Origin of the sequence: Frateuria sp. Soil773, from assembly GCF_001428405.1 — a bacterium.
Classification (GTDB): Bacteria; Pseudomonadota; Gammaproteobacteria; order Xanthomonadales; family Rhodanobacteraceae; genus LMSL01.
On the sequence record NZ_LMSL01000034.1, the window covers coordinates 235423 to 253826 of the forward strand.

Sequence of the window (18404 nt, forward strand, 5' to 3'; positions counted from 1 at the left end):
CTGATGTTGCCGCCCGCGCGCAGGGCGCCGACGATCCCAAGGATAGCCATGGCCTGGCGTTTCGACCGCGACCGCACAACCAGCTTCAGCCGCTTCATCTGGCAGCGTTTCGTCGACGACAAGTGCTTCGAGACCGCCGGCGCGCTGTCCTATACCACCCTGGTGTCGCTGGTGCCGCTGACGGTGGCGGTGCTGGCGATGTTCTCGGCGTTCCCGGTGTTCGCCGAATGGCGCGGCACGCTGATCAACTTCGTCTTCAACAACTTCGTGCCGGCGGCGGGCGAGACGGTGCAGAAGACCATCGAGGGCTTCGCCGACAACGCCAGCAAGCTCACCGGCATCAGCATCCTGGTGATGCTGTTCAGCGCGGTGTCGATGATGATCAGCATCGAGGACCGGCTCAACCGGATCTGGCGGGTGCACCAGCCGCGCAGTTGGGGTTCGCGCCTGCTGCTGTACTGGGCCGCGCTGACGCTGGGGCCGATCCTGGTGGTCGGCGGCATCGCGGTGACCTCGTACGTGACGGCGATGCCGCTGCTGCACGGCGCCTACGACCTGGGCGTGGGCATCGGCCAGCGGCTGCTCGGCGTGCTGCCGTTCGTGGTCACCTTCGTGACGCTGTGGCTGATGTATACGGTGATCCCGAACCGCCAGGTCTCGCGGCGCGACGCGGCGATCGGCGCGCTGCTCGGCGCGGTGCTGTTCGAGATCGCGCGCTGGGGCTTCGCCGAGTTCGTGCGCCACGCCAACACCTACAGCCAGATCTACGGCGCGCTGGCGGCGATCCCGATCTTCCTGCTGTGGATCTACCTGTCGTGGGTGATCGTGATCCTCGCCGCGTCGATCGCCGCCTCGCTGTCGGCCTACGAGTACCACGCGCCGGCGGCGACCCTGCCCGAGGGCGCGGAATTCCTCGGCCTGCTGGTGGTGCTGCGGCACTTCGTCGAAGCCCAGCGCGTGGGCGGCAGCGTCGACCCGGCCACGGTGCGGCTGCGCGAGCCCTACCTGCGCAGCGCGTCGATCGCCTGCTATTTCGAGGACCTGCAGCGCGCCGACCTGATCCAGCGCGGCGAGGCCGGCGGCTGGCTGCTTTGCCGCAGCCTGGACAGCACCGACCTGCTGCGCGTCTACAATCACACGCAGTACCGCCTGCCGCTGCGCCCCGCCGAGGAGGCGCAGGCGCTGGGCATCGCGCTGCCGACCACCCTGCTGGAACTGCTCGACGCGATGGCCGAAACGCTGGAAACGGCGCTCGGCACGCGGCTGGACCGTATCTATCCCCCGCTCGCCGACGCGGCGAACGACCCCGAGGAATCCGCACCATGACGCTGTTGAAGCCGCTCGTCCTTGCCGCCGCCGTGCTGTTCGCCGCGCCGGCCTTCGCCGCGATGCCGGCGCAGCCGGCGCTGAAGGTCACCACGCTGGACGGCAAGCCCTACGACCTCGCCGCGCAGCGCGGGCGCTGGGTCATCGTCAACTTCTGGGCGACCTGGTGCATACCGTGCATCAAGGAGATGCCCGACATCTCGCGCTTCGTCAGCGCGCACAAGGACAAGGTCGGCGCGATCGGGCTGGCCTACGACGACTCCGACCCGGCCGACATCGAGGCCTTCGTCGCCAAGCACCCGGTGAGCTACCCGGTCGCCCAGGTCACCCTGGACAACCCGCCGAAGGATTTCGACGAGCCGCGCGGCCTGCCCACGACCTACCTGATCGGGCCCGACGGCAAGGTCGCCAGGCGCTTCGTCGGGCCGGTCACCGAGAAGTCGCTGGGCGACGCGATCGGCCTGAAGTGAGCCGCTGATGGCGACCGCGCGGTTCCTCGTCAGCGGCAAGGTGCAGGGCGTGTTCTACCGTGCCGGCACCCGCGAGCAGGCGCTGGTGCTGGGCCTGGCCGGCCACGCGAGGAACCTGCCTGACGGCCGCGTGGAAGTGCTCGCCAGCGGCGAGCCGGGCGCGCTCGACGCGCTGGAACGCTGGCTGCGGCAGGGACCGCCGCTGGCGCGGGTGGAGGCCGTCGCGCGCGAGGCGCTGCCGGAGCAGGCGCTGTCCGGCTTCGGGCTCGGCTGAGAGCCTGTTCAAAGTTTCCCTGACGGACTGGAACCGCCTCGCTCTCCGCTTGCCATTCCTGCGGCTTTCAACGGTTGCGGCCGGTCAAGCAGGAGGCGCTTCAACGGTCGAAAGGCTGGTCATCCAGCGACTTTCGCTTCCCCAGAATCTTAGAGGCACTGGATCTCAGCCTTCGCTGGGATGACGCTTCGTAGGGGGCTGAGAGACTGGAATCCCCTCGTGCTTCCCCGGTCGTCATTCCTGCGAAAGCAGGAATCCAGCGACTTTGATGCCTTCCAAAAAGCAGAGCCACTGGATCCCAGCTTTCGCTGGGATGACGCTTCGTAGGGGTTCGTAGGGGACACCTGGGAGCCTTTGAACAGACTCCGAGGCGCTGGCACGGCCGCACTGGCTCGCACCTTGCCGGTTGTCTCGCCCGTTCACGCTTTATGGCCAGGCACCTTCAGCGCCTGCGCGGTCACCTGCTCGCGCTTCGGCTTGCCCTTGAGCCTGGGCAGCTTCACCGCCGGGATGTCCTCGTCCTGGTAGGGCAACTGGCCGAGCAGGTGGCGGATCAGGTCGAGCCGGCCGCGTTTCTGGTCGTTGAAGTCCACCACGAACCACGGCGCCCGGTCGGCGTGCGTGCGCTCGATCATGGTGTCGCGCAGGCGGCCCATCTCGGCGTATTTCTGCCGCGCGGCAAGGTCCACCGGCGACAGCTTCCAGCGCTTCAGCGGATCGCTGGCGCGTTCGGCGAAGCGCCGCTCCTGTTCCTCCTGGTCCACGGCGAGCCAGTACTTGAGCAGGATGATGCCGTCGTCGGCCAGCAGCTTCTCGAAGCCGGGCACCGCGTCGAGGAACGCCTCGTACTGCGCCGGGCTGCAAAAGCCCATCGCCGGTTCCACCACCGCGCGGTTGTACCAACTGCGGTCGAACAGCACGAACTCGCCGGCCGCCGGCAAGTGCGCCACGTAGCGCTGGAAATACCATTGCGCCGCCTCGACATCGCTCGGCTTGCCCAGCGCGACGACGCGATAGCCGCGGGTGTCGAGCGTTTCGACGATGCGCTTGATGGTGCCGCCCTTGCCGGCCGCGTCGCGTCCCTCGAAGATCACCAGCAGCCGCTTGCCGGTGCGGCGCAGCCAGTACTGCAGGCGCAGCAGTTCGAGCTGCAGTTCGTCCAGTGCCTTGCGCTTGCCGTGCTTGCCCATGGGAATGCTCCACGGCGGTTGCCGCCGGTCAGGAATCCAGGTTCAGAAATCCAGGTCGATGGGCGGCCGGCCGATGCGCTGGCGGGCGCCGATCGCCTGCACGGCGCGGCGGAAATCGACCGCGAAGCCGCGCATGTCGAACAGCGGGTGGTCCTCGCGCAGGCGCAGCAGGTGGTCGCGCAGGGTCGCCAGCGCGCCCGGGTCGCTGCCCAGCGCGATGGCCGTTTCCACGTAGTCGTCCTCGTTGGCCGCCACCAGCTCGGGCAGGCCCAGGTGGTGGAGCAGGCTGGCCGCGACGCGCCCGGCGAGGGTGCGACCGGCGCAGGTGAGCAACGGGCAGCCCGACCACAGCGCGTCCACCGCCGTGGTGTGAGCGTTATAGGGCAGGGTGTCGAGGAACAGGTCGACGTGGGCGTAGCGCGCCAGGTAATCGGCATGCGGCAGGCGCGGCAGGAACGCCAGCCGCGCCGGCGCGACCTGCGCGGTCGCGGCGGCACGGCGCAGGCGCTCGTCGGCCTGCCCGGGTCCGCCCTGCAGCCACAGCACGCTGCCGGGGACGGCCTGCAGGATCGCCATGAAGCGCGCGAACATGGCCGGGTTGATCTTGTAGCTGTTGTTGAAGCAGGCGAACACGACGCCGCGCGCCGGCAGGCCGCACGCTTCGCGCGAAGGCGCGGGCGCCGTCACGCGGCCGGGGTCGTTCGGCTGGAAGCAGCGCGGCAGCCGCAGCACCTTCTCGCTGAAGCCGTCGCGCAGGGTGACCGGCAGCACCACCGGGTCGGCCAGCACGTAGTCCATCCAGGGCGCGCCCGAGGTGGACGGGTAGGCCAGCCAGTTCACCTGGACCGGCGCCGGGCACAACTCGAACAGGTCGGCATTGGCGCCGGCGCCGTAGCCGCGCAGGTCGAACAGGACCTCGATGCCGGCGGCATGGATGCGCCCGGCCAGTTGCGCCGGATCGAGGCCGGCGCCTTCGTGGACGGTCGCGGCGGCGGCCAGCCGGCGCCGCGTCAGGCCGCCGTCGTCCGGCACCGTGGCGAACAGGTGCAGGTCGAGCACGCCGTCGCGCGCGAGGGCCTCGAACAGGGCCACCGTGAGCAGGCCGATCGGGTGCTCGCCGAAGCCGTTGGAGACGAAGCCGACCTTCATCGCCGCATCGGGCGCGGCCGGCGCGTAGCGGAAGTCGAGCTGACGGCGCAGCGGCTCCATGCGCCGTTCGACGGCATCGGCGAAGACGGCCGCACAGCGGCGCTGCGTGCCGGCGTCGGCATCCTCGGCGAGGAACGGGAACGGCGCGATGCCGGTACGCCTGTCGGCCACTGCCCTGCGCAACGCTTCGGCCAGGTCGCCCAGCCCGCGCCAGTCGCACAGGCGCCGGCGGGCGAACAGCAATTGGGACAGGGCGGAGCCGGAGGCCGGGTCCAGCGCGTGGGCGCGCGCGTACGCCTCGGCGGCGTCTTCGAGCCGGCCGGATTCGTCCAGCATCTGGCCGGCCAGCAGCGGGTGCTGCGGCTCCTGCGGCGCCTCCCGCGCGGCGCGCAGGTAGGCGTCGGCGGCGTCCTCGAAGCGTCCCTGCGCCTGCAGCACGTGGCCGTGCAGGGCATGCGCCGCGGCCAGCCGGGGCGCATGCCGCAGCGCCTCGCCGACCTGCACGGCGGCCTGCGCGACCTGGCCGCGTTCCAGTTCGGCGGCGGCCAGGCCCAGGTACAGGCCGGGCTCCCGCGGCGCGTGATGCAGGGCGAGCGCGAAGGCCGCGTGCGCCTTGTCGTGCTCGCCCAGGCCCAGCAGCAACTGGCCGAGATCGTGCAGCAGGGCCGGATGCTCCGGCGCGCGCTGCAGGGCCTGCCGCAGCCGCCGCACGGCGGCCTCGCGGTCGCCCTCGTCCAGGGCGATCGCGGCGAGGTCGCGTTGCAGGTCGACATGGTCGGGGGCGGCGGCCTCCGCCTGCAGCAGCAACCGGCGCGCCTCCTCGCGCTGGCCGAGCTGCATCAGCGCCATGGCGTGCAGGCGGGCCAGCTCGGCGTCGGCGGGGAACTGCCGCTGCGCGTCCGCGGCGAGCGTGCGCGCCTCGGCGCTGGCGCCGCGATGAAGCAGGCTGGCAATGCGCTGGAGCAGGGCGGGGCGTTCGGGGGAAGCGGCCGGATTCATCCGCGCACGCTAACCCAGGCCGCCGGGTGCGCCAAGCTCAGCCGGCGGCGAGCGACTGCAACTGGTCGGCCTGGTGCTCGCGGGTGAGCGTGTCGAGCAGTTCGTCGAGGTCGCCGGCGATCACCTCGGGCAGCCGGTACAGGGTGAGGTTGATGCGGTGGTCGGTGATCCGGCCCTGCGGGAAGTTGTAGGTGCGGATGCGCTGGCTGCGGTCGCCCGAGCCGACCTGCAGGCGGCGCTCCTGAGCCTGCGCGGCGGTCTGCTTGGCCTGGGCCTCGTCGAGCAGGCGCGCCTTCAGCAGGGACAGCGCGCGGGCGCGGTTCTTGTGCTGGCTGCGCTCGTCCTGGCACTCCACCACGATGCCGGTGGGCAGGTGGGTGATGCGGATCGCCGAGTCGGTCTTGTTGACGTGCTGGCCGCCCGCGCCGGAAGCGCGGAACGTGTCGGTCTTCAGGTCGGCCGGATTGATCTCGATGTCCTCGATCTCGTCCATCTCCGGCAGGATCGCCACGGTGGCGGCCGAAGTGTGGATGCGCCCCTGCGACTCGGTTTCCGGCACGCGCTGCACGCGGTGCGTGCCGGATTCGAACTTCAGCCGCGAGTACGCGCCCTTGCCCTCCACGCGCGCCACGATCTCCTTGTAGCCGCCGTGCTCGCCGGGGTTCTCGCTGAGGATCTCCACGTGCCAGCGCTTGCGCTCGGCGTAGCGCGCGTACATGCGGAACAGGTCGCCGGCGAAGATCGCCGCCTCGTCGCCGCCGGTGCCGGCGCGCACTTCCAGGAACAGGTTGGCCTCGTCGCGCGGATCCTGCGGCAGCAGCAGGACCTGAAGTTCGGCGTCGAGGTCGAGCAGGCGCCGTTCCAGCCGCGCGACGTCGTCGGCCGCCATCTCGCGCAGCTCGGGATCGGCCAGCATCGCGCGCGTCTCGGCCAGCTCGCGCTCGGCCTGGTCGTGCTCGCGCAGCGCGGCGGCCACCGCTTCAAGCTGCGCGTACTCGCGCGACAGCCCGCGGAAGCGGCCGTTGTCGGCGAGCACGTCGGGCTGCGACAGCAGCAGGCCGATTTCCTCGTGGCGTTCGGCCAATGCCTCGAGCTTGCGGCGGATCGATGGGGTCATGGAGGGAGGAGTGAGTGGAGAGGAGTGAGAAGAGAGAGTAGCTGGGTGAGGCTTTCTCTATTTTCTCACTCCTCTCCACTCACTTCCTGATCGAGGCCGTACAGCCGGCCCGCCACGTGCAGCAGTTCGAGGTCGCCGCTCAGCGCCGCCTCGCGCAGGCGCGCGCTGGGATGGTGCAGCAGCTTGTTGGTGAGCGTGTTGGCGAGGAAGGCCAGCGCCTCGTCCGGCGACTTGCCGCGCGAGAGCATGGCCTGCGCCTTGGCCAGCACTTCGTCGCGGTACTGCTCGGCGTGCTGGCGCAGGTCGATCGCCGGGTTCTTCAGGGTGAGCGCGCGGCGCCAGGCCATGTAGCGCTCCACCTGCAGGTCGATGATGGCGTCGGCCTCGCGCGCCGCGGCCTCGCGCGAGCGGCGGTTGTCGTCGATCACCTGGCGCAGGTCGTCGATGCCGTAGAGGAACACGTCCTCCAGCTCGCCCACGGCCGGCTCGATGTCGCGCGGCACGGCGATGTCGACCATGAACATCGGCCTGCGCCGGCGCGCGGCGATCGCCTGCTCCACCATCGGGCGGGTCACCACCGGCTGGCGCGCGGCGGTGGAGGCGATCACGATGTCGGCCTCGGCCAGGTGCTGCGGCAGGTCGTGCAGGGCGATCGCGTAGCCGCCGTAGCGGCTGGCCAGCTCCTGCGCGTTCTCCAGCGTGCGGTTGGCCACGATCAGCCGGCGTACCTGCTTGTCGGCCAGGTGGCGCGCGGCCAGCTCGATGGTGTCGCCGGCGCCGATCAGCAGCACGCAGGCCTGCTTCAGGTCGGTGAACACCTGCTCGGCCAGGCGCACCGCGGTGAACGCCACCGAGACGGTGTGCGCGCCGATGCGGGTATCCGTGCGCACCCGCTTGGCGACCGCGAAGGTGTGCTGCAGCAGGCGGTCCATCGGCGCCTTCAGCGCCTGCGCGTCGCGCGCCTGCTGGTAGGCGTCCTTCACCTGGCCCAGGATCTGCGGCTCGCCCAGCACCATCGAGTCCAGCCCGGTGGCGACGCGGAACATGTGGCGCACGGCGGCGTCCTCGTCGTGCCGGTAAAGGAACTCGTCGAGCCTGCCCGGAGTCAGACGATGATGCCGGCTGAGCCACGCCTGCGGTACGCCCTCCGCGCCGGCGGCGACGCCGACGTACAGTTCGGTGCGGTTGCAGGTGGACAGGATCAGCGCCTCCTCCACCCCCGGCTCGCGGCTCAGCTCGAGCAGGGCCGGGCCTGCGGCGTCCGCGTCGAACGCCACCTGCTCGCGCAGGTTGACCGGCGCGGTGAGGTGATTGAGCCCGAGGGCGATCAGCGGCATGGCATGGACTGGTGAAGGGCGACAGGCATCCGGCGGCGTAGGCTAAGCTTGGTGCCCATACCGGGCCTGGCCGGACGATGCCGGACGGCAGCCAGGTACGGCCGAAACGGACCGTTTGACGAGGACTAGTGTGCTGAGCGGATCGACCAAGTTCAAGCAACTGCGGCATTTTGCGGCGTGCGGCGGGCTGGCGCTGGCCCTGGCGGGCTGCGCCGCGGCCCCCCTGCGCACGGGCGGCAGCGAAGCCGCCCCGGCGCAGCCGCTGGCCCGGCTTGCCGTGGTCACGCCCGATGCCGACCACGACTTGCTGGCGCAACTGCTGGCCGGCGAGATGGCCCTTACCCGGACCGACCTGCCCACGGCCGCGCGCCACTACGGAAAGGCGATGGTCCTGTCCGACGATCCGCGCGTGGCCGAGCGGGCCGCCACCCTGGCGATCGCCGTGCACGACGGTGCGACGGCGCGGCGGGCGATCGACCGCTGGCAGGCGCTCGGTGCCGGACCGGCGGCGCTGGCCCAGGCACGCGCCCAACTGGCCCTGGACGAGGGCGACACCGCCGAGGCGCGGCGGCAGCTCGAGAAGCTGGTCGGCAGCGGCGACAAGGACGCCTGGCGCCAGTTCGGGCGGGTGCTGGTGGGCGCGCGCGATCCCGCGCAGGCGGCGCAGTTGCTCGAGGCGCTGGCGACCCCGCAGCGGCTGCCGCCCGATCCGCAGGCCTGGCTGGCGATGAGCGAGCTGGGCGACAAGCTGGGCCGGCATGCGTACGCCGTGCGCATCGCCGAGGCGGCGATGCAGCGCTTCCAGTCGGCCGAGACCTATACCTGGGCCGCGCAGGTGAAATTCCGCGCGGGCGACCGCGACGGCGCCCGCGCCCTGCTCAAGAAGGCGCTGGCGAAGGAGCCGCGCAATACCCGCCTGCGCCTGGCCTACGCCAGCATGCTCAGCCAGGCCGGCGACTACGCCGCCGCGGCGAAACTGCTCGACGGCGGCCCGCAGGACGCCGACACCTACGCCCTGCGGGCGGCGCTGGCGGCGCAGGCCAAGGACCAGAAGGCCATCGCGCGGCTGTACCGGCAACTGCAGCAGGCGCCGGACGAGGTGCGCACGCGCAGCGCCTTCCTGCTCGGCCAACTGGCCGAGATGCAGGACCGCAAGGACGAAGCGCTGGACTGGTACGGCCAGGTCGCCGACGACGACGAGCATGCCTTCGACGCGGACCTGCGCAGCGCGGTGATCCTGCACGAGCAGGGCAAGCGCGCCGACGCGCACGCCCTGCTCGAACAGTTGCAGACCGCCTATCTCGACCAGCCCACCCAGTTGCGGCATGCCTACGAGGCCGACGCCGAGCTGTACATGCGCGAACAGAACTACCCGGCCGCCGAGAACGCCTTCAGCCGGGCCCTGCAGGTGGTGCCGGACGACCCGGCGCTGCTGTACGGCCGCGGCCTGGCCTATGCCGAGGCGGGCAAGGTGGACAAGGCGGTCGGCGACCTGCGCCGGCTGCTCACGCTGAAGCCGAACGACGTCGACGCCAGCAATGCGCTCGGCTACACGCTGGCCGACGCCAACCGCGACCTGCCCGAGGCCGAGCGGCTGATCCGGGTGGCCCGCGCGGCCAAGCCGGACGACCCGGCCATCGCCGATTCCTGGGGCTGGCTGCAATACCGGCTCGGTCATCTCGACCAGGCCGTGCAGACCCTGCGCGGCGCGTGGAACGCGCGCAAGGACGCCGACGTCGGCGTGCACCTGGGCGAAGTGCTGTGGAAGAGCGGCCGGCAGCAGGACGCGCAGCAGGTCTTCGACCAGGTACGCCGCATCGATCCGCACAACGCCAGCCTGCAAGCCACCTTGAAGCGCCTGAAACCATGAAGAGATTCCTGATGGCCGCGGCGGCGGTGTCGCTGCTGGCCGGTTGCGCGCCCGTGGTGCGCATGAAGGGCGACGCGGCCCTGCTCGATGCGCAGGCCGCGCGCGAGAAGGCGCTGGCCGGCGTCGACCACTGGACCCTGCAGGGGCGGCTCAGCGTCTCCGACGGCCACAGCGGCGGCAGCGGCGACCTCGACTGGACCCAGGACGGCGACCGCTACGCCTTCACCATGCACGCCCCGGGCAAGAGCTTCCGGCTGAGCGGCGGCCCGGACGGCGCCCTGCTGGAAGGGCTCGACGGCGGCCCGCTGCGCGGCCCGGACGCCGAGTCGCTGACCCGCAAGGCGCTGGGCTGGGAAGTGCCGCTGCGCGAACTGCGTGCCTGGGTGCTGGGCCTGCGCGCCGACAGCGGCCCGGCCGAGCTGAGCTTCGGCGCCGACCGCCTGCCGTCGCTGCTGCAGCAGGACGGCTGGACCGTGGACTACCGCGAATGGGACACCGCGCGCCAGCCGCCGCTGCCGAAGAAGGTGTTCGCCGGCAAGCCGCCGTACAAGGTCCGGCTGTCGGTCGAGAGCTGGAGCATCCGCTAGACTTCGCGGCCTTGCGGCGCGCCCTCCGGCGCGCCGGGCAACCGGCCATCCCATGTCCTTTTCCATCGTCCCCGCGCATATCGACCAGGTGGAGCGGCTGCGCGAGATCGAGTGCGCCGCGCTGGAGCTGTTCCGCGGGCACGAGGCGTGGGCCGCCTATGCCGCCAGCACGCCGAGCGACCGCGAGGCGCTGGCCGAAGCGATCGAGGCGGGGCGGGTCTGGGTGGCGCTGGACGGGGACGGGCAGGCGGTAGGCTACGTCGGGGTCGGCATCGAGGCGGACGAGGCCGCGATCGCCGAGATCGACGTGCTGCCCAGCCACGGCCGGCGCGGCATCGGCGCGGCCCTGCTCGAACATGCCTGCGCCTGGGCGGCCGAGTCGGGCTACCGCTCGATCGTGCTCGGCACGCTCGCCGACGTGGCGTGGAACGCGCCGTTCTACGCGCGCCACGGCTTCGTCGCGCAGGACCCGCGGCACGACACCCCGGCCCTGGCCGAACACCGCCGGCTCGACCGCGAGCGCGGCTTTCCCATGCACCTGCGCGTCTACATGCGCCGCGCGCTGGCGCGCGGCCGGCACGACTGGAGCCGCTGGCCGGCGCCGGCCAAGCTGAACCTGTTCCTGCGCATCACCGGCCGCCGCCCGGACGGCTACCACGAGTTGCAGACCGTGTTCCGCCTGCTCGACTGGGGCGACGAGGTGCGCCTGCGCGTGCGCGACGACGGCCAGATCCGGCGCGTCACCGACGTGCCCGGCGTGCCGGCCGAGAGCGACCTGCTGGTGCGCGCCGCGCGCCTGCTGCAACGGCATGCCGGGACGGCCCTGGGCGCCGACATCGCCGTCGACAAGCGCATCCCGATGGGTGGCGGCCTGGGCGGCGGCAGCTCGGACGCGGCCACCGTGCTGGTCGCGCTGAACCTGCTGTGGCGGGCCGGGCTGGACGAGGACGCGCTGGCCGAGCTGGGGCGCCAGCTCGGCGCCGACGTGCCGGTATTCGTGCGCGGCCGCTCGGCCTGGGCCGAGGGCGTCGGCGAGCGGCTCAGCCCGATAACGCTGCCGCGCCGCTGGTACGTGGTGCTCGACCCGCGCGAAGCGGTGCCGACCGCGGCGCTTTTTCAAGCGCCTGAATTGACACGAAATGCACCGCGGGCGACAATTTCGTCCTTTGCTTCCGGCGAAACGACGGAAAACGCCTTCGAACCTGTCGCGCGCGCGCGGCATGCGCGGGTGGCGGCCGCGTTGGACTGGCTCGGCGGCTTCGGCCGGGCGCGCCTGTCCGGCAGCGGCGGCTGCGTTTTCCTGGAGACGGCATCGCGCGGCCAAGCGCAGCGGATCGCGCGGCAATGCCCGCCGGCGTTCGCCGCGCAGGTGGCCGCCGGGGTGGACGTTTCGCCCCTGCACGCGGCGCTGGCGCGCCAGCGGGGCGCGGTTTGACGGAAGCAGGACAGGACGCGGCCCGCCACCAGGCGGACCGATGCGAGCGGATAGGTACTCGGATAAAGCACTACTGGGGCGTCGCCAAGCTGGTTAAGGCACGGGATTTTGATTCCCGCATGCGCAGGTTCGAATCCTGCCGCCCCAGCCATCCATCCATGGCTCTTTAAGAACAGGTTTGCGAGGAACTCACCGTGGACACGTCCGCCCCGATGCTCTTCACCGGCAATGCGCACCGTGCGCTCGCCGAGGACGTTGCCCAACGCCTGGGCGTGCCGCTGGGCAAGGCGCTGGTGGGCAAGTTCAGCGACGGCGAGGTGCAGATCGAGATCGAGGAGAACGTCCGCCGCCAGGAAGTGTTCGTGCTGCAGCCGACCGGCGCGCCGAGCGCGGAGAACCTGATCGAGCTGCTGGCCCTGGTCGATGCGCTCAAGCGCGCCTCGGCGGCCAGCGTCACCGCGGTGATCCCGTACTTCGGCTACGCCCGCCAGGACCGTCGCCCGCGCTCGGCGCGCGTGCCGATCACCGCGAAGCTGGCGGCCAAGCTGATCGGCACCGCCGGCGTCGACCGCGTGCTCACGGTGGACCTGCACGCTGACCAGATCCAGGGCTTCTTCGACATCCCGGTGGACAACGTCTACGCCTCGCCGATCCTGCTGGCGGACATCTGGCGCAACTACAGCATGGACGACCTGATCGTGGTCAGCCCGGACGTCGGCGGCGTGGTGCGCGCCCGCGCGATCGCCAAGCGGCTGGACGACGCCGACCTGGCGATCATCGACAAGCGCCGCCCGAAGGCCAACGTGGCCACGGTGATGAACATCATCGGCGACGTCGACGGCAAGACCTGCGTGATGGTGGACGACATCGTCGACACCGCCGGCACGCTGTGCGCCGCCGCGGTGGCGCTGAAGGAGCGGGGCGCGCGCAAGGTGATCGCCTACTGCGTGCACCCGGTGCTGTCCGGCGCGGCGATCAGCAACATCGAGAATTCCCAGCTCGACCAGCTCGTGGTCACCAACACCTTGCCGCTGCGTCCGGAAGCCCGCGCCTGCGTCAAGATCCGCCAGCTCCAGGTGGCCGAGCTGCTGGCCGAGACGATCCGCCGCATCGCCTTCGGCGAGTCGGTGAGTTCGTTGTACGTGGATTGAGAGCGGGGATTCGGGATTAGGGATTCGTCAGGGCAGGCACCGGCGCTTTTGCAAATCCCGAATCCCGAATCCCGCTCTAAAGAAACCCGACTTCCCTGGTCGCGGGGAAGTCAACCGGCCGCCGCGAGGCGGCAACACCAACCAAGGTAGTAAAGCAATGTCCAAGACCCATGAAATCAAGGCGCAGAGCCGCAAGGACGAGGGGAAAGGTGCGAGCCGCCGCCTGCGTCGCGCGGCTTTCGTGCCGGCCGTCGTCTACGGTGCGGGCCAGCCCCCGGAAAGCATCCAGATCGAGCACAACACCATCCTGCTCGCCGCCAAGCACGAGTGGTTCTTCTCCTCGGTGCTCGACCTGAACGTCGACGGCAAGGTGCAGAAGGTGCTGGTGCGCGACTGGCAGAAGCATCCGTTCAAGCTGCAGATGATGCACATGGACTTCCTGCGCATCAACGAGAACGAGGCGGTGCGCGTCAACGTTCCGCTGCACTTCCTCAACCAGGAATCCTCGCCGGCCGGCAAGACCTCCGGCGTGGTGATCTCGCACAACCTGACGGAAGTGGAAGTCTCCTGCCTGCCGAAGGACCTGCCGGAGTTCATCGAGCTGGACCTGGCCGACCTGAAGCCGGGCGACATCATTCACCTGTCGCAGCTCAAGCTGCCGGCGAACGTCGAGATCGCCGCGCTGCATCAGGGCGCCGACCACGACATCGCCGTGGTCACCGCCAACACGGTGAAGGAAGAGGTCGAGGAAGCCCCGGCGGACGCCGAGGCTGCGCCGGCCGCCGCCGCGCCGGCCAAGAAGGACGACAAGAAGTAAGCCGCGCTGGCCCGCGTCCCATCGGGCGCGGGCCAGCCGCCGCTGCTCGTGCGCATGGCTGGCCTGAAACTCATCGTCGGACTGGGCAACCCCGGCGCCGACTACCTCCGAACCCGGCACAATGCCGGGTTCTGGTTTGTGGACGCCCTTGCGGCGGGGCAGGGCGAGCGCTGGAGCTTCGACGGCAAGCTGCACGGCGAGAGCTGCAAGGTGCGCATCGGCGGCACGCCGGTATGGTTGCTCAAGCCGGCCACCTTCATGAACAAGAGCGGGCTCGCGGTAGCCGCGGCGCTGCGCTACTACAAGATCGCGCCTGAGGAGTGCCTGGTCGCCCACGACGACCTGGACCTTCCCGCCGGTGCCGTGCGCATGAAGTTCGACGGCGGCCACGGCGGCCAGAACGGCCTGCGCGACCTCTTCGCCCACCTGGGGCATGGCAAGTTCCACCGCCTGCGCGTGGGCATCGGCCACCCCGGACACCGCGACAAGGTCACGCCATGGGTGCTGGGCCGGCCCTCGGCGCAGGACGAAGACGCCATCCTCGACGGCATCGCCCGCGCGCTGGACGTGCTGCCGCTGGCTGTGGACGGCCAGTTCGACAAGGCGATGCAGCAGTTGCATACAAGCCGGGATCCGTGATTCGGGATTCGGGATTCGCCAGAAGCACGGCGGCCCGCTCTTCCGAATCCCGAATCCCAAATCCCGAATCCCGGAGTCAAAAATGGGCATCAAATGCGGCATCGTCGGCCTGCCCAACGTCGGCAAGTCCACCCTGTTCAACGCGCTGACCAAGGCGGGCATCGCCGCGGCCAACTTCCCGTTCTGCACGATCGAGCCGAACGTGGGCGTGGTGCCGGTGCCCGATCCGCGTCTCGATGCGCTGTCCGCCATCGTCAATCCGCAGAAGGTGATTCCCACCGCAGTCGAGTTCGTCGACATCGCCGGCCTGGTGGCGGGCGCCTCCAAGGGCGAGGGCCTGGGCAACAAGTTCCTGGCGCACATCCGTGAAGTCGACGCGATCGCCCACGTGGTGCGCTGCTTCGAGGGCGACGTGGTCCACGTCGCCGGCAAGGTCGACCCGATCGCCGACATCGAGACCATCGACACCGAGCTGGCGCTGGCCGACCTGGAGTCGGTGGAGAAGGCGCTGAACCGCGCCGAGCGCGCGGCCAAGGCCAACGACAAGGAAGCCCTGGCGAAGAAGCCGGTGCTGCAGAAGCTCGCCGCCGCGCTCAACGAAGGCCGCAGCGCGCGCAGCGCCGGCCTGGACGAGGAAGAGAAGGCGCTGGTGCGCGACCTGTTCCTGCTCACCCTGAAGCCGCTGATGTACATCGCCAACGTCCCCGACGACGGCTTCGAAGGCAACCCGCTGCTCGACGCGGTGCGCGCCCGCGCCGCCACGGAAGGCGCCGAGGTGGTGCCGGTGTGCGCGTCGATCGAGGAGGAGATGGCACAACTGGACGATGCCGACCGCGACGAATTCCTCAAGGACATGGGCCTGGACGAGCCGGGCCTGAACCGGGTGATCCGCGCCGGCTACAAGCTGCTCGACCTGCAGACCTACTTCACCGCCGGCGTGAAGGAAGTGCGCGCCTGGACGATCCGCCGCGGCTTCACCGCGCCGCAGGCCGCCGGCGTGATCCACACCGACTTCGAACGCGGCTTCATCCGCGCCGAGACGATCGGCTACGACGATTTCATCCAGTACAAGGGCGAAGCCGGCGCCGCCGCCGCGGGCCGCCTGCGCAAGGAAGGCAAGGACTACGTCGTCAAGGACGGCGACGTGCTGCACTTCCTGTTCAACGTCTGAGCGCAGCCGAGCACGTCATCGAAAGCCCCGCTTTCGCGGGGCTTTTTTTGTGGCCGAGGTTCTTGCCACACTGGACTGGCGTCGGAACACGCCGGGAGGGCTTGGCCTGCATGACTCTACGCATGCGCCTGGGGCGCGCGGACGATGCCCGCGCGATCGGCTCGCTGATGCGCCGGGTCGTGCGCCGCTGGGTGTTGCCGGACCAGCCGCGCGATGCCGGCATGGCCTTGCTGTCGCGGCTCGGCGCCAGGGCGATCCGCGAGCGGATCGCGGCCGGCCATCGCTTTCAGCTCGCTTTCCTGGGCGACACCCTGGTGGGCGTCGCCGCGGTCCGCGACGATTGCCACCTGATGCACTTCTTCGTCGGCACCCGCTACCAGCGGCGGGGCATCGCACGCCGGCTGTGGCAGCGGGCCATGCGCGATGCGGTGCGGCGCGCGGGGACGCGGCGCTTCACCCTCAACGCCACCCGCGTGGCGGTTCCGGCCTACCTGCGGCTGGGCTTCGTCGCCACCGGGCCGGAGCGGCCCTCGCCGAACGGCGTGCTTTCCACGCCGATGGTGCTGGAGCGCGTGCCGGCGGTGCGTCGGCGCAAGCGGGCATAATGCGCGTCCCTTTGTCCGAACGATCCGCCGGAGTCCGCGATGCCAGGCCAGCAGCACGAAGTGTCGTTCCGCTTTCTCGCCCAGCCCACCGACGTCAATTTCGGCGGCAAGGTGCACGGCGGCATGGTGATGAAGTGGATCGACCAGGCCGGCTACGCCTGCGCGGTGGCGTGGAGCGGGGCGTACTGCGTCACCGTGTCGGTCAGCGGCATCCAGTTCGTGGCGCCGATCCTGATCGGCGACCTGGTCACGGTGCGGGCGCGGTTGATCCATACCGGCACGTCCAGCATGCATCTGGCGGTGGACGTGCTGGCGCAGGACCTGCGCAAGGGCGAGCAGCGCCTGGCCACCAGTTGCGTGATGGTGTTCGTGGCGCTGGACAGCCCCGACGGTCGTCCCACGCCGGTGCCGCCGTGGCAGCCGCGCAACGAGGAGGAGCGCCGCCTGCAATCCCGCGCGCAGCAGTTGATGGCGCTGTCCAAGGACATGGAGCGGCAGGTGGCGGCGATGCGCGTCGAGCCGGAGGCTCAGTGAACCGAGAGTGCGCGGCGTTCCTCGCGCCATAGCCGACGTTCCAGCCAGCGCGGCGCGGCGAGCGGCTGCGACAGCCGCTCGGCCGTCACGCTCGACAGCGCCGCCGCGCACAGCAGCGCCAGTGCCAGCAGGGCCGGCAGCAGCACGGCGGGCGGCCAGCCGGCCAGCCAGCCGAACGCACCGGCGGCCACCGCCAGCTTCACCACGAAGCCATGCAGCAGATACGCCGGCAGGCTGCGTGCGCCCAGGCGCGAGACCGGCAGCGGGCGGCGCGGCACCAGGCTCAGGAAGGCGGCGCTGCCCAGCACGGCGGCGGCCAGTTGCAGCAGGCGCAGCGCGATGCCTTCGGTCGGGCTCGCCCCCAGGCTGGCGTAGCCCTGGCTGCCGTAGAGCCAGGGCGTCGCGTCCGTCCAGCGCCAGGCCAGCCACAGCAGCCCGGCCAGCACGGGCAGTGCCATCCTGCGCACGGCAGGATGGTGCAGGGCGTCCCGCCAGTTCCGGCCGTAGCGCCAGCCGAGCAGGAACAGCGGGAAGAACACCAAGGTGCGCGACAGCGAAAGGCTGTAGCCCAGATCGTCCGCGCCGCCGGCCAGCACGGCCAGCAGCACGGCCAGCGCCAGCCCGTGGCGCAGCCGGGCGAACAGCGGCAGCAGTAGCCGCCAGCCGGCCAGGCTGGCCAGATACCAGAGGATCCAGTACGGCGTGGCGATGCCGACGGGGCCGTCGTCCGGCCATCCGGGCGCATGCGAGGCCAATGCGTACAGGCCCTGGAAGGCGAGCCCGGGCAGCAGCAGCCGGAAGGTGATGCCGCGCAGCAGGCGGGCGTCCGCGTCAGCGCTGGCCACGGCGCCGGAGAGCAGGGCCAGCGCCGGCACATGGAACAGGTAGACGAAGCGGTAGGCCGCATCCAGCCACGGCGAATGCCCGGCCAGCGGCTCCAGCGCGTGGCCGAATGCCACCAGCACGATCAGCCCGAAGCGGGCGTTGTCGAGCCACGCGTCGCGCGGCACGGATGCGGCAGGCGGCCGTGGAGCGGTGGTGCGGAGAGAGGCGGCATGGGGCGAGGCGGGAAGCCGGGAGATCGCATCGGGCATGCGTGCCACCACAACGCATCCGGGGTTCAGGTGTCGTGGGCGAAGCGTTATGATGCGCGGCCGCATTCAGGCGCGCAGCGATGCGCGCCTGCGCCGGCGACGGACTCCGTCGTTTTTTGTGCCCGCAAGTCTTGACACATTTCCGGGCGCTCACGACAATAGCCGTTCTTTGTTGGAGGGATACCCAAGCGGCCAACGGGGGCAGACTGTAAATCTGCTGGCTTACGCCTTCGGTGGTTCGAATCCACCTCCCTCCACCAGACGAGTTTCCGCGTAGGGCTGTCCAATCCAGGCGGGAGTAGTTCAATGGTAGAACCTCAGCCTTCCAAGCTGATGGTGCGGGTTCGATCCCCGTCTCCCGCTCCATTGGACCCGTCTTCGTGTTTCGTGCTCATGTAGCTCAGTCGGTAGAGCACTTCCTTGGTAAGGAAGAGGTCGCTGGTTCGATTCCAGTCATGAGCACCATCTCTCGCGGTTGATGTTGCGGTACCGCCTGAATTCACGACCTGATCTCATCGGGTAGTTTCTTTCACTCATTGACTCCATCGGGGTTTAGCGCGCATGGCAAAGGGTAAATTCGAACGCACCAAGCCGCACGTGAACGTGGGCACGATTGGTCACGTGGATCACGGCAAGACG

General features: G+C 70.4%; 17 protein-coding genes and 4 tRNA genes. 16 read left to right on the forward strand and 5 right to left on the reverse strand.

Translation table 11 applies throughout. The annotated features are described in order from the left end of the window. Window positions 1-48 precede the first annotated feature (48 nt). From ASG87_RS11095 to ASG87_RS11105, 3 genes are read left to right on the forward strand one after another with little or no spacing between them, the layout of a single operon-like run. Entirely contained in the window at window positions 49-1326 is a 1278-nt protein-coding gene (locus tag ASG87_RS11095) for a YihY family inner membrane protein (protein WP_056004822.1), read from the forward strand. Continuing rightward, entirely contained in the window at window positions 1323-1796 is a 474-nt protein-coding gene (locus ASG87_RS11100; RefSeq protein ID WP_056004823.1) for a TlpA disulfide reductase family protein, read from the forward strand. The genes ASG87_RS11095 and ASG87_RS11100 overlap by 4 nt, the downstream gene beginning before the upstream one ends. A gap of 7 nt (window positions 1797-1803) precedes the next feature. Continuing rightward, on the forward strand, window positions 1804-2070 hold the full coding sequence (locus tag ASG87_RS11105; RefSeq protein WP_056004824.1) for an acylphosphatase: 267 nt from the start codon (window positions 1804-1806) through the stop codon (window positions 2068-2070). 419 nt (window positions 2071-2489) lie between these two features. Here ASG87_RS11105 and ppk2 read toward each other — a convergent pair whose 3' ends face one another. The 4 genes from ppk2 to hemA form a co-directional block, all read right to left on the reverse strand. Beyond that, entirely contained in the window at window positions 2490-3260 is a 771-nt protein-coding gene (gene ppk2, locus ASG87_RS11110) for a polyphosphate kinase 2 (protein ID WP_056004826.1), read from the reverse strand. A 42-nt stretch (window positions 3261-3302) separates the two neighbouring features. Further along, entirely contained in the window at window positions 3303-5408 is a 2106-nt protein-coding gene (locus ASG87_RS11115; protein WP_082582913.1) for a tetratricopeptide repeat protein, read from the reverse strand. A gap of 37 nt (window positions 5409-5445) precedes the next feature. Then, window positions 5446-6525, reverse strand: coding sequence for a peptide chain release factor 1 (prfA, locus tag ASG87_RS11120; RefSeq protein ID WP_056004828.1), 1080 nt, complete (start codon window positions 6523-6525; stop codon window positions 5446-5448). A 65-nt stretch (window positions 6526-6590) separates the two neighbouring features. Then, window positions 6591-7862, reverse strand: coding sequence for a glutamyl-tRNA reductase (gene hemA / locus ASG87_RS11125; RefSeq protein ID WP_056004829.1), 1272 nt, complete (start codon window positions 7860-7862; stop codon window positions 6591-6593). 130 nt (window positions 7863-7992) lie between these two features. On the opposite strand from hemA, the gene ASG87_RS11130 reads away from it, so the two are divergent. The 10 genes from ASG87_RS11130 to ASG87_RS11175 all read left to right on the forward strand — a co-directional run bounded on the left by ASG87_RS11130 (window position 7993) and on the right by ASG87_RS11175 (window position 16671). Continuing rightward, entirely contained in the window at window positions 7993-9732 is a 1740-nt protein-coding gene (locus tag ASG87_RS11130) for a tetratricopeptide repeat protein (RefSeq protein ID WP_200949066.1), read from the forward strand. Further along, window positions 9729-10319: a lipoprotein insertase outer membrane protein LolB gene (gene lolB / locus ASG87_RS11135; RefSeq protein ID WP_056004830.1), complete on the forward strand. Its 591-nt coding sequence runs from the start codon at window positions 9729-9731 to the stop codon at window positions 10317-10319. The genes ASG87_RS11130 and lolB overlap by 4 nt, the downstream gene beginning before the upstream one ends. 52 nt (window positions 10320-10371) lie before the next feature. Beyond that, entirely contained in the window at window positions 10372-11754 is a 1383-nt protein-coding gene (gene ispE / locus ASG87_RS11140) for a 4-(cytidine 5'-diphospho)-2-C-methyl-D-erythritol kinase (protein WP_056004832.1), read from the forward strand. 74 nt (window positions 11755-11828) lie between these two features. Beyond that, window positions 11829-11905: transfer RNA gene (locus ASG87_RS11145), tRNA-Gln, on the forward strand. Window positions 11906-11966: 61 nt separating this feature from the next. Continuing rightward, window positions 11967-12905, forward strand: a complete 939-nt coding sequence (locus ASG87_RS11150; RefSeq protein ID WP_056004834.1) for a ribose-phosphate diphosphokinase — start codon at window positions 11967-11969, stop codon at window positions 12903-12905. Between the two features lie 157 nt (window positions 12906-13062). After that, window positions 13063-13722 carry a 50S ribosomal protein L25/general stress protein Ctc gene (locus ASG87_RS11155; RefSeq protein ID WP_056004836.1) on the forward strand — a complete coding sequence of 220 codons (660 nt, stop codon included), beginning with the start codon at window positions 13063-13065 and terminating at the stop codon, window positions 13720-13722. Window positions 13723-13776: 54 nt separating this feature from the next. Then, window positions 13777-14361, forward strand: a complete 585-nt coding sequence (gene pth / locus ASG87_RS11160) for an aminoacyl-tRNA hydrolase (RefSeq protein ID WP_056004838.1) — start codon at window positions 13777-13779, stop codon at window positions 14359-14361. A gap of 82 nt (window positions 14362-14443) precedes the next feature. Next, the gene (gene ychF / locus ASG87_RS11165; RefSeq protein WP_056004840.1) at window positions 14444-15532 is read left to right on the forward strand and encodes a redox-regulated ATPase YchF; all 1089 of its coding nucleotides are present in this window, start codon (window positions 14444-14446) and stop codon (window positions 15530-15532) included. 110 nt (window positions 15533-15642) lie between these two features. Beyond that, a complete protein-coding gene (locus tag ASG87_RS11170) occupies window positions 15643-16137 on the forward strand; it encodes a GNAT family N-acetyltransferase (RefSeq protein WP_056004842.1) in 495 nt (164 codons plus the stop codon). A gap of 39 nt (window positions 16138-16176) precedes the next feature. Further along, window positions 16177-16671: an acyl-CoA thioesterase gene (locus ASG87_RS11175; protein ID WP_056004844.1), complete on the forward strand. Its 495-nt coding sequence runs from the start codon at window positions 16177-16179 to the stop codon at window positions 16669-16671. Here ASG87_RS11175 and ASG87_RS11180 read toward each other — a convergent pair. After that, window positions 16665-17681: an acyltransferase family protein gene (locus tag ASG87_RS11180; protein ID WP_056004846.1), complete on the reverse strand. Its 1017-nt coding sequence runs from the start codon at window positions 17679-17681 to the stop codon at window positions 16665-16667. The two genes, ASG87_RS11175 and ASG87_RS11180, sit on opposite strands and share 7 nt — an antisense overlap. A gap of 258 nt (window positions 17682-17939) precedes the next feature. Between ASG87_RS11180 and ASG87_RS11185 the strand changes: the two genes are divergently transcribed. From ASG87_RS11185 to ASG87_RS11195, 3 genes are all read left to right on the forward strand, one after another. Then, window positions 17940-18025: transfer RNA gene (locus ASG87_RS11185), tRNA-Tyr, on the forward strand. A 32-nt stretch (window positions 18026-18057) separates the two neighbouring features. Then, window positions 18058-18131, forward strand: a tRNA-Gly gene (locus ASG87_RS11190). Window positions 18132-18154: 23 nt separating this feature from the next. Beyond that, window positions 18155-18230: transfer RNA gene (locus ASG87_RS11195), tRNA-Thr, on the forward strand. Window positions 18231-18404 lie beyond the last annotated feature (174 nt).